Origin of the sequence: Leptospira interrogans, from assembly GCF_900156205.1 — a bacterium.
GTDB lineage: Bacteria > Spirochaetota > Leptospiria > Leptospirales > Leptospiraceae > Leptospira > Leptospira interrogans.
The window spans coordinates 1-10553 of the sequence record NZ_FTNA01000049.1 but is presented as its reverse complement, the minus strand read 5'-3'; the positions used below and the strand labels follow the sequence as shown (position 1 = coordinate 10553).

The 10553-nt window shown below is 36.8% G+C and carries 9 protein-coding genes; 2 read left to right on the top strand and 7 right to left on the bottom strand.

Annotation, left to right across the window (positions count from 1 at the left end):
- Positions 1-213: 213 nt before the first annotated feature.
- The 4 genes from BW942_RS20535 to zapE all read right to left on the bottom strand — a co-directional run bounded on the left by BW942_RS20535 (position 214) and on the right by zapE (position 3515).
- On the bottom strand, positions 214-1356 hold the full coding sequence (locus BW942_RS20535) for an N-acetylneuraminate synthase family protein (protein ID WP_000355766.1): 1143 nt from the start codon (positions 1354-1356) through the stop codon (positions 214-216).
- A 74-nt stretch (positions 1357-1430) separates the two neighbouring features.
- On the bottom strand, positions 1431-2228 hold the full coding sequence (gene panB, locus BW942_RS20530; RefSeq protein WP_000789319.1) for a 3-methyl-2-oxobutanoate hydroxymethyltransferase: 798 nt from the start codon (positions 2226-2228) through the stop codon (positions 1431-1433).
- A complete protein-coding gene (folK, locus tag BW942_RS20525) occupies positions 2212-2661 on the bottom strand; it encodes a 2-amino-4-hydroxy-6-hydroxymethyldihydropteridine diphosphokinase (protein ID WP_000806224.1) in 450 nt (149 codons plus the stop codon). Before folK ends, panB begins: the two co-directional genes overlap by 17 nt.
- Entirely contained in the window at positions 2658-3515 is an 858-nt protein-coding gene (gene zapE / locus BW942_RS20520; RefSeq protein ID WP_000601181.1) for an AFG1/ZapE family ATPase, read from the bottom strand. The genes folK and zapE overlap by 4 nt, the downstream gene beginning before the upstream one ends.
- A gap of 696 nt (positions 3516-4211) precedes the next feature.
- Between zapE and fcpA the strand changes: the two genes are divergently transcribed.
- The gene (gene fcpA / locus BW942_RS20515; protein ID WP_000867010.1) at positions 4212-5123 is read left to right on the top strand and encodes a flagellar coiling protein FcpA; all 912 of its coding nucleotides are present in this window, start codon (positions 4212-4214) and stop codon (positions 5121-5123) included.
- 853 nt (positions 5124-5976) lie between these two features.
- Positions 5977-6375: a hypothetical protein gene (locus BW942_RS20510; RefSeq protein WP_000926262.1), complete on the top strand. Its 399-nt coding sequence runs from the start codon at positions 5977-5979 to the stop codon at positions 6373-6375.
- A 693-nt stretch (positions 6376-7068) separates the two neighbouring features.
- Here the strand turns inward: BW942_RS20510 and gmd are convergent.
- The 3 genes from gmd to BW942_RS20485 form a co-directional block, all read right to left on the bottom strand.
- The gene (gene gmd / locus BW942_RS20500) at positions 7069-8091 is read right to left on the bottom strand and encodes a GDP-mannose 4,6-dehydratase (RefSeq protein WP_000709511.1); all 1023 of its coding nucleotides are present in this window, start codon (positions 8089-8091) and stop codon (positions 7069-7071) included.
- Between the two features lie 43 nt (positions 8092-8134).
- Positions 8135-9550 (bottom strand): MATE family efflux transporter, encoded by a 1416-nt coding sequence (locus tag BW942_RS20495; protein WP_001981895.1) that lies wholly within the window; start codon positions 9548-9550, stop codon positions 8135-8137.
- Positions 9551-9994: 444 nt separating this feature from the next.
- Complete coding sequence (locus tag BW942_RS20485; RefSeq protein WP_000353606.1) at positions 9995-10522, bottom strand: DUF1564 domain-containing protein; 528 nt, start codon at positions 10520-10522, stop codon at positions 9995-9997.
- Positions 10523-10553 lie beyond the last annotated feature (31 nt).

The window sequence follows — 10553 nt, the reverse complement described above, 5'->3', positions numbered from 1 at the left end:
AGTTCATTTTGATTCTAAAATCCTATTCAACTTGTGGGGTTGGTTATGTGAAGGCGCGCGACTCGAAGCCAGTCTAAAAAGAATATTCCAGTTTCTGAATATTTTGGCGAGAGGCACGCCCAAAATAAAGAAGCGGCCTTTGAATTTTCAAGACCGCTTTTTCAAGTCAAAGTCGACGAAAAATAGAAATCGTTACTCGCGCGAAACTATAGTTTACTTTCCAGACTTCCGTTTCACAAAATAAGAATCTGCTTCATCTGTAATCGGACGAATCGTTTCCTCGTATTTCAAAATCGATTGAACCGCCTTTTCGTAGATGCTCATAAGAAGAGCTTGAGCTGCATCACACATCTGTTCTTTTCTAAATTCTTCTACGTGAAGAGTTTCCGTAATGGAACCATCCGGATTAAACGGAAGAGAAGCAAGAAGATTGGAAATTACAATCTTATCATCTCCCGCAACGTGAGAAGGATCGTAAATTACAGGTAAAATCGTCTGATTCTTAACATGAGTGATCACATTCAAATCGGGAGTGTTTCTACAATAACCTTCCTTGATAAAAAGAGTTTTAACTCCCCTTTCACAAAGTATAATATTCAAATTTCCTTGATTAGCAATGTATTCAGCAGCGGAAAACCATTCTACCGCCTCGTTTCCAAAACCTCGTTTTAGAATTACAGGTTTTCCGGTTCTTCCCACCGCTTCTAAAAGTTCAAAATCTTGAGCGTTTCTAGTTCCGATCTGAATCATATCTGCGTGTTTAGCAACTTCTTCCGCCATCGTATGATCCATCACTTCGGTCACATAAGGAAGTCCAGTTTCTGCTTTGACCTTATCCATCATCTCAATTCCTTCCCAACCGAGACCGCGCCAATCGGTTGGACGAGTACGAGGTTTGAAAGCTCCACCTCGAAAGATGATTCTATCCAAGATATTGTATTTTTTACCAAGTTCGACGGCTTGTTTTGCGATCGTTAGAGTTTGTTCATAGGTTTGCGGAGAATCCGGTCCCACGATAAAGATATGTTTTCCGGCTCCAAATTTACGAACCAATCCATCCGGGCCTTTGACTTCTACAATTCGAGTGGCTCTATGAACCACTTCTCCATTTTTGCCTGCCGCAGTTTTTGCTATATTTTTATAGGGAATAGACACGTTCCAAATTTTTACGACCCCGGGGAGTTCTTTGACATAACCTTCTTTTTCGGAAATTTTACGCGTATCTCCTATAAAATGAATCGTGTCAGATACTGCAGCACCGCGGATAATCTCAGTTTGATTTCCACATTCTTTTGCCAGATCTTTAATTTTGTTCTCCGTATCCGGATGGCCCTTTTCCAACTCAACTATGTCCACACTTCACTCCAAAACGGGATCATCTCCCTTAAGTTTTACAACCTTTTATGATTTCGATTATCGTCAAGAACTCGTCAGAAACTATGATCTTTCCCTGGAAACTCTCCGGATTTTACTTCTTTATCATAATCCGCGATCGCTTCCTTTACGATAGAATGCAGATTGGAAAATTTCTTTAAAAACTTAGGTTGAAAGTTTATATCCAATCCAAGTAAATCGTTTAAAACCAAAACCTGTCCGTCACAATCCGAACCAGCTCCGATTCCGATTGTAGGAACACCTACTTCTTGACTTACTTTTTTTCCTAGTTCAGCGGGAATCATCTCCAGAACCATTGAGAAAACACCTGACTCAAAAAGAGAAATCGATTCTTTTAGTAGTTTAGAACTCGATTCTTCTCCTTTGCCTTGAACTCGATGACCGCCAAACACATGAACACTCTGAGGTGTCAGCCCCAAATGCCCCATCACAGGAACTCCAATTTGTTTGAGAATAGAAACCAGCTCACAGATAAATTCGGAACCACCTTCTATTTTAACCGCGTCGCAATCGCTTTCCTTCATGATTTTTCCGGCGGAGCGAATTCCTTCTTCGATAGAAGTCTGATAACTTAAAAAAGGTAGATCGGCGATCAGAAACTTATCGGGCGCACCACGACGGACCGCCTTCGTATGATAGATCATTTCTTCTAAAGTGACGGGGAGAGTACTCGTATTTCCTTGAAAAACCATTCCCAGTGAATCCCCTACAAGGATAGAATCGATTTCAGTTTCGTTTAAAATCCTAGCAAAACTAAAATCGTAACATGTAACTACGGAAATTTTTTCTTTCCCTTTCTTTTCAGGAGAAAAAATTTTATGTATGTTTTTCATATTTGCCTCCCGTAAAATGCTCGTATAATGACTGTTCGCCGATCGATTCTAAAATCTCTCTGATAAAAGGACGAGTAAAAAGGGAATGATGAGGAAGAGTTAATCCCTGAGTATTTATCTTAACTTTTTCATAAGAAAGAATGTCTATGTCGATTTCCCTTGGCCCTTTGTCTACCTTACGAATACGACCCATTTCTTTTTCAATTCTAAGAACAACTTCTAACAATTCTTCTGGATTTAAACTAGTTTCAATTTTTATAATTTGATTTAGGAATTCAGGTTGATCGATAACTTCCAAAGGAGTCGTGTTCAACGGTGTCGATTCTTTAAGAATTTCGATACCTATCGTATTTTTCAATTTACGAACTGCAATTTTTAAAAACTCAGCTCTATTTCCTAAATTGGAACCCAGAGAAAGGAAGGCTTGTTTCATTTTCTTTCTCCCGATTCGGAAAGTTTCAAACGATAATCAGCACATTCTAAATGGATTTCTTGGGTCATTTCTTTAAGTCTGGAATAAATTCTTCCTTCTGCTTTGTCTTTCCATTCGGCAGGTGAAGTGTTCGACGTAAGAATGGTGAGTTTTTCCTGTTCGTATCTTGCGTCGATCAGATCGTATAATTTGGAGTTAGACCAATCGGATTCTTTTTGAACTCCAAAATCGTCTAACACCAATACTTCGACTTCTGCAAATAGAGTTTCGATCGTCTTTTCCATTCCGTGAGTTTCAGAATCTTTTTGATACGTTTCGCGTAAAGTATTTAGAAAATCCCTATTGATCTTTGCATACTTGCAGTTTGTCTTATATCTAAAAATCAATTCGTTTAATATAATACACGCAAGTAGTGTTTTTCCAGTTCCCGGTCCGCCCCAAAGATACAATCCTTGAGAATGAATATTAGAATCCGACCATCTATGAACCAATTCGTTCGCCCAATCATGAGCGATCGTAAACGAAATTCCCACCGCCGCACTATGATCCGCTTGATCCAAGGTTCTATATCTATACTTGGGAGGAATTCCAGATTTTTTGAATATAGTTTCCAAATGTCCGAGTTCCATTCTAGCATTATGACAAACGCAAGGGACCATTTTACCGAGACTTTCGTCGTAAACTCTCCAAGGAGGTTTACCGTTACACGGACAATTTTCAGAAATGCAGTGGCAAATAGAAAGCACACCAGAACTAGTTCCGACAACATTCTCCGTTAGGAAAAACCCAACCCCGCCGCAGTGTGAACAATCGGGAGAACCTTCTTGAATAGGTGTGTATTTTTTGAGAATCATACTGGTAATTCCAATTTTTTCATCAAGACTTGTCTCAAAACCTTAAAATGTGGGAACTACTACAATTTTAAATTGAACAAAGCGGTATAAACCGCAAAGAAACGTAATCTTCCCATACGTTTTGTTAGAATTTTTTTCAATTCTAATCTTAATTTCTTTTTAGATTCTGGGACAAGCTCAAAAAGAAATTAGGAAAACCTTTTCTGAAAACAGAATCTGCTGGAAAAATCAAAGGAATGATAGAAAGTAGCGAAAGTTCTGAACTTGAGGGAGCACGAGTTCGATGTAATGGATCATTGAATAGTCTATTTTTTCAGTTACTGATTTTATAGATGATTGAAGTACCATCATAATTTTAGCACAAATCTCCTTTTAGAAGCAGAATTTTAGGTATTCTAATCATTCTTAATACAAGTACTTTTTAGTGATAACCTATTTGTTTGAGAAATGTAGGAACTCCTATTTTTAGTAGATCATTCAACGTTAAATCCAAGTTAAAAAAACTTTGAAAGTTGTAAGAGATTCTTTTAAATCCTTAGGATTGGGGTTTTATGTCCCCCTCTTTAGAATAAAGTGGAAAAAAAATTTGTTCCTAGTTTATATCCGAGGACTAAAATCCGATAGATATACAGGAGAGAAGGCACGGATGTACCTTTTCCCTAATACCATTGAAAGAGAAGTAAAGGTGTGAGCATTATGAAGGTGATGAAAAGCATATTCATTCTTCTGGCCGTGCTGGGACTCAACCTGTCTGTTTTAGCTCAGCAAAACAATCAGGGCGGTAATCAGCAAGCCAACGAATCCGTAGAAAAAATTGATGAGCTGTTAAAAGGCGAGTTGGTTCCCGAAGACGATGACAAAAACCTCACGGAAGAGCAGAAGCGTCGTAAAAAAGCAATTCAGGAACAAGAAGCTCTGTGGAAAAACCCTGATTTTAAGGGCTATGATAAAAATTTCCAAGAACTCCACCAACTCTCCAAAGCATTCGCGAACAACAAATTTAGGTTGGCATTATCCAATTACCAATCGGGCGTTAACACGATTCTTAAAATGAGAGAAGCCATAGAACAATACCGCAAAGAAGAAGCTGAAAAAAAGCGTCTCGATGAAAAGTGGTACTGGCAAAAAGTAGATCGTAAGGCGAGAGAAGACCGTGTCGTTTCTAGAGACAAACTAGTTGCCAAACAACAGGCTTTAAATTATTTCACCAAGGCGATCAATCATTTGGATGAAATCAAAAACCCAGACTTGAGAGAAAGACCGGAGTTCAAAAGACTTCTTTCCGATACTTACAGATCTTGGATCCTTACCGAATACGATTTACAAAATCTTCCTCAGTGTATCCCCATTCTCGAGCTCTATATCGAGATCGATGAAAATGAAAAGGAATATCCTGCTCATAAGTATCTAGCAAGTTGTTACGCTTTCGAAGAAAACATGATCAAAAAGAATGGTGGAGCATCCGAAGATCAGATGTTCAAATACCGTTATAAGAAAAACGTTCACCTTTTGAGAGCGACTGAACTGAAGTATGGAAAGGATTCTCCCGAATACAAACACATCGTTAATCTTGTAAACAAGGACGAAGTGATTTCGGTTAGACCTTAATCCTCTCTTTCAAACAAAATGGAAATTGAAAACCCCTCCGAAATCGGTGGGGTTTTTTTATTTTTACGAACCAAGATCCTTTTGCTCAGAAAGAATATTTAAATTTTTGCAAGTTTTACTGTGAAAATCTAGATTTGTGGTAGTTCTCACAGATTAAGTCACATTAGAAATTTTTAAATATTCGTTTTTCGTGATTCAATTCGTATGAGTTCCTACATTTTAAAGTTTTGCCCTGAAATCATGATTTGCGGTAGTTCCCACAGATTATTGATTCTAAGACTCTGATTTTAGAACAGGTTCCGAGTCACATAGGTAACTAAAAAACGAACAACGATATTAGAAGCCATACCAAAAATATCTTAGAATTCAGTATTTTAAACAAAGATAAAATATTTTTAAGATTATTATAAGAATTAGACAAATGATAACTTCTAAGTTGTTACTGATCTCTATAAAATTGAGTATTGCTAATTTTACTACTCTGACATAAAAATGGTACCGAAAGTTAAGGGGGGCAATTTTACCAAGACATAGAAGTTTTTAAAAGATTACACCTAACTCGGAATTGTTGGCTTTTTTGTGATATATCCCACATTTCAACTTTTAAATCAAGTTCGCCATAGTATTTGTTTTCATTCATCCGAGTAGTAATCATAAAACCCTGTTTCAATACAAAATATTGGGAACTCTATTGTATAGTTATCAGTAATAACAAAAAGTGATTTTTTTATTTTTACGGAAAGATTGTTTTTTATAAAACATTACTCTCGACTCTGAACTCATACTATTTTAAATTTTAGTTATAGACGAAAGTTAAGGCATAGATTATTTTTCCTTCTCAAAAGAGGTATTTATGCTCCTACCTGAAAAAATTTTAGTCATTGCTGGTGTTTTAAATTTAGCGTACGGAAGTTTTTTAGGATTTCCTTATGCGCTCGCAAGAAAAAAATCCGAGTTCCCTTCTCGTTATTTGCAAGCCGGACATATAGGGGCCCTGATGCAAGGTTCGATGTTACTTGCTCTTGTAATCGCTTTTAGATATGCGAATCTTTCCGAGACTTTAGCTCTCATCGGTGCTTCCCTTTTTGCAATTTCCTCTGTATTTTTAGCTCTCAAAGATACGATCAATTGGCTCCAAGGTGTCAAAGACGAATTCCAAGAAAATCCAATTTTAGGTAAATCGTTAGGCTCGATCGGAGTGATCACTAATTTAATAGGAATTTTTGTGATCGTCTACGGAGTATTTATCTAAATATAATTAATAATTTTATTATTTATAATTACATAATATATAAGTGCAAACCTTTATTAGAATTGTTGAAAAATTAATTCTCTATGGGTTTTCGTTATATGGAAACGGTCGATTGAAGCGTTTTGTTAATTGTTGCTATGGAATTTTTCAACAACTCTATTGCAAAAGCCTGCTTGAGCACGATACATTAAATACTCTTTATATATTTATTAGTAAAACCAAAAACTTATAAAGCAAGTGTCTAAAATTCTACGTTAAAAATGGTAAGTTTTTCTAAAAATTTATGGCCTTCTGTAAAAATTAAATTTCTGCAGAAGACCGCCGTTTTGTATGATAATCAAATTTTAAATTTTACAGAGATTCTTTGAGATAAATTTATCTGTCATCAATCGACTTAGAACTTGTCCCAAAACTTCAAAGAATTTTACGCATCATTCTTTAGAAATTTTTAATAAAACGTAGTAGTTTCCACAAATTAGATTGCATTTGGCAATTTACGAACTTTTGAGCAGCTCTAATCTCGTTAAATTTTCGTAGTAGTTCCCGGACAATTTTGGGACAAGCTCTTAGAACAAATTCTAAGTTTTTATTCTTTCTATAAAACTGATTTTTTTAAATTGAAAATCAATTCAGAAAAACACATAGCACATATAAATATTCAAAACATTCTTATATTTTAATATAAGAATGTTTTTAAATTTTGATTCCGATTGACTCGCAATCCGCCTTAGTCATAATCTTGACCAGTTCTTCAAATTTTACTTTAGGCTCCCAACCCAATTTCTTTTTTGCTTTTGCGGGATCTCCGATTAAAATGTCTACTTCCGTTGGGCGATAGAACTTTGGATTCACTTCTACAAGCAATTGTCCAGATTTTGCATCAAACCCCTTTTCGGAATCTCCATTTCCTTCCCAGCGCACTTGAATTCCTACAAATCCAAAAGACTTTTCCACAAACTCTCTTACCGTATGTGTTTCGTTAGTCGCTACTACATAATCATCCGCTTCCGGTTGTTGTAACATCATCCACATCATTTCTACATAGTCGGGCGCGTATCCCCAGTCTCTTTTTGCGTCCATGTTTCCGAGCTGAATGGGCCCGCCTTTTTTAGCGAGTAGATTAGCAACTCCGAGAGTAATCTTTCTTGTTACAAACCCTTCTCCACGTCTAGGTGATTCGTGATTGAAAAGAATTCCATTAGAAGCATGAATTCCAAACGCCTCTCTATAATTTACTACAGCCCAATAAGCGTATAACTTTGCCACAGCATAAGGTGATCTAGGATAAAACGGAGTTGTTTCGGTTTGTGGGATTGCTTGCACTTTTCCGTAAAGTTCGGACGTAGAAGCTTGATAAAATCGACTCTTTACTCCGATCTGTTTGATTGCATCTAAAATTCGAAGTGTTCCTACCGCGTCCGCTTCAGCGGTATATTCTGGAACCTCAAAAGAAACTCCTACATGTGATTGAGCCGCGAGATTGTAAATTTCGTCCGGAGAAACCTTTTCCAAAATTCGGTTTAAATTGCTCGAATCGGTTAAATCTCCATAATGTAGAACAAGGTTGGAGTTCCCACGTAGATGTTCAATTCTCGCTCGGTTGAACATACTGGATCTTCTGACAATTCCATGAACTTGATACCCCTTCTGAAGTAAAAATTCAGTTAAATAAGATCCGTCTTGTCCTGTAATCCCGGTTATGAGAGCTTTTTTCATCTTCAGACCAAAAAAACCCTAAAACCCGATCTGGCAAGAAAGTTTAAACTGGATTTTGAACCCAATCCTTTCTTCTAAATCGAACTACGAACACACTAGCCAGCACTAAAACCCAAGCCACAATCCCAGACCACAACCCAGCTGATCCCATTCCTAAATAAATTCCCATAAAGTAAGCAGAAGGTAAAAACACTAAATAAGACGCGGCCGTATATGCACGAAATACAAAATCTTGAAGTCCTGCTCCACGAAGAGCACAAGCAATTACCATATGATAAGCATCCACAACTTGAATCATTCCTAATATTAATAAAGGAGAATAAGCTTCTTCAATCAGTTCCTGATCCTTTGTATAAAAAGATAACATATCCTTTCCCCAAAAAATAAAAACAAGTCCCATACTTCCCATCACACAAGCGGCAAAAAAAGCGGACCGAAACGCTCCGTGATAAGCAAGTTTTGGCTTCCCCGCCCCCAAGGCTTGCCCAAGTATAGTCGTCGCAGCAATCCCAAAAGCGTATCCTGGTAAAAAGGAAAGACTCAAAGTACTAAAAAGCATATTAGTTACGGCTAATGCAGTTGTTCCCACAATTGTCGCAAACTCCGTAAAGATCATAAAGGAAATGTTATTTAGAAGTTCTGCAAGTGCAGGCGCCGTACTCGCCTTTAAAATTTCTCGGAAATGATCCCAACTAAACACCCAAGATATATGAGAAAAATACTTTCCTAAATCTTTTGAATAAAAATAAAAAGGAAACGCAAATAATCCCGCTCCACCCGCCAAAGAAGAAGCGATCGCCGCTCCCTTAACTCCCATAGGTTCAAAACCTAAGTTCCCATAGATCAACATCCAATTTAAAAATATATTCGTAAAACATGTTATAATCATGGACGCAAGACCTGCCGTAGTGATCCCTAATCCATCGGTAAAGGCTCTTGTAGTAAATAGTAAAAAGAAAAAAATAGTCCCTAAAAAACGAAAGTATAAATATTCACTGGAAAGTCTTCTTACGATTTCATCTTTATTGAGAAGGTTCATCAACCATTCACTGATAGTAGCCCCTCCGATCGATAAAATGCTTCCAAATACTATCACAAGATACAAAGCAGTGACTCCGATCTTTCCAATTTCAGAATCGTTTTTTTCTCCGAACCTTCTAGCTACGATTACTTGTATCCCCATCGAAAATCCCATCAGAAACGCAAGCACAGTAAAATGTGCAATTCCTCCGATTCCGATCGAAGCAATGGAATGTTTTCCAAGTCTTCCTACCATCATTGTATCGGTCACCCAAACCACAGTTTGACTAAGCATCCCAAACACAACCGGCACCGCGAGTTTTAAGATCATGGAATTTAAAAGACTCGGACGTATGTTTCTATAAAAAGTATGAGCTAAATGATGTAAGGTTCTCACGGTTCTTCCAAGATTTTTGTAAGAAGCAGAAAAACTATTCATTTTCAAAAAAACTTTTTTCTTTGTTTAAGATTTTAACTTTTTGTAGAGAATTCTCAATTTTATTTTAAGATTAGAAATGAATTTTAAAATAGGGTTGTTTAAAATTTCATATCTAACATTAGCAAAACGGCATTATCGGTTCACTTTTAATGAATCAAGAAACAAAAGAAAGTTAATTTTTCAACAACTCTAATAGAGATAAAGTATTCTTTATAAAACTCAAAGTAAGACATGCCCCGAAGAACTTCTGCATAAAATAATTATTTGGTGATACTTATCCTTATGTTAAGGGAAATTCTATAATAGTTCCTACCAATAATGTTTTATGAAAATTTTATACATTAAATCGGTGTTTGGCGATTTTACAGTTTCGTTTAATGTTGATCAGTAGACGCTCAATTATTCTGCTTAGAACGAACATAGTAAATCGTCTGCGTGAATTGATTACGAAGACTCCTGTAAGTAATAGGGATATTTGTCCGTCATTGGGTTTGGTTCGAACTTTAATTCTCTTGATATGAGATTTTGTCTCCTGTTGATCTTCCAAGTCATTTCGTAAGTCCAGTGAAAGCGAGGAACTCCCCGGTTCAAAGTTTTCACAAAAAAATCCCCTTGTTCATCCAGCCAGAGCATATAATTAAAAAGATAACACCGAGAAACCCCATGAGCAGCAGCTAACACACCTAAGGTCGCCCAAACACCGGTATGAACCCGAATACTGAATTTTTTCATTTTACCAACACCCAGATTGTATTTAATTTTACCCGCCTTATTATGAAGTCGCGTCATAGACGCAATTTGTTTCGAATATTTTCTCAGTAAAAGAGGAAGCCTATTCCGAAGAACCTTCCTTTCTTGAAGATCCAACCGATTCCAATAAACTTCCGGAACCAAAAGAGAATCGGTTCCAACAACACCTTCTATCAAAACAGATTCAATTTTTTGACCTTCATCGAATAAAAGAATATCCATACTAGGAAACGGTTCTTCTACTTATCTAAAC

What these genes read in the sequence shown, in the direction of transcription:
- BW942_RS20495 (WP_001981895.1), bottom strand. Translation starts at nt 9,550, where the DNA reads ATGAATAGTTTTTCTGCTTCTTACAAAAATCTTGGAAGAACCGTGAGA.
- gmd (WP_000709511.1), bottom strand. Translation starts at nt 8,091, where the DNA reads ATGAAAAAAGCTCTCATAACCGGGATTACAGGACAAGACGGATCTTAT.
- zapE (WP_000601181.1), bottom strand. Translation starts at nt 3,515, where the DNA reads ATGATTCTCAAAAAATACACACCTATTCAAGAAGGTTCTCCCGATTGT.
- panB (WP_000789319.1), bottom strand. Translation starts at nt 2,228, where the DNA reads ATGAAAAACATACATAAAATTTTTTCTCCTGAAAAGAAAGGGAAAGAA.
- fcpA (WP_000867010.1), top strand. Translation starts at nt 4,212, where the DNA reads ATGAAGGTGATGAAAAGCATATTCATTCTTCTGGCCGTGCTGGGACTC.
- folK (WP_000806224.1), bottom strand. Translation starts at nt 2,661, where the DNA reads ATGAAACAAGCCTTCCTTTCTCTGGGTTCCAATTTAGGAAATAGAGCT.
- BW942_RS20485 (WP_000353606.1), bottom strand. Translation starts at nt 10,522, where the DNA reads ATGGATATTCTTTTATTCGATGAAGGTCAAAAAATTGAATCTGTTTTG.
- BW942_RS20510 (WP_000926262.1), top strand. Translation starts at nt 5,977, where the DNA reads ATGCTCCTACCTGAAAAAATTTTAGTCATTGCTGGTGTTTTAAATTTA.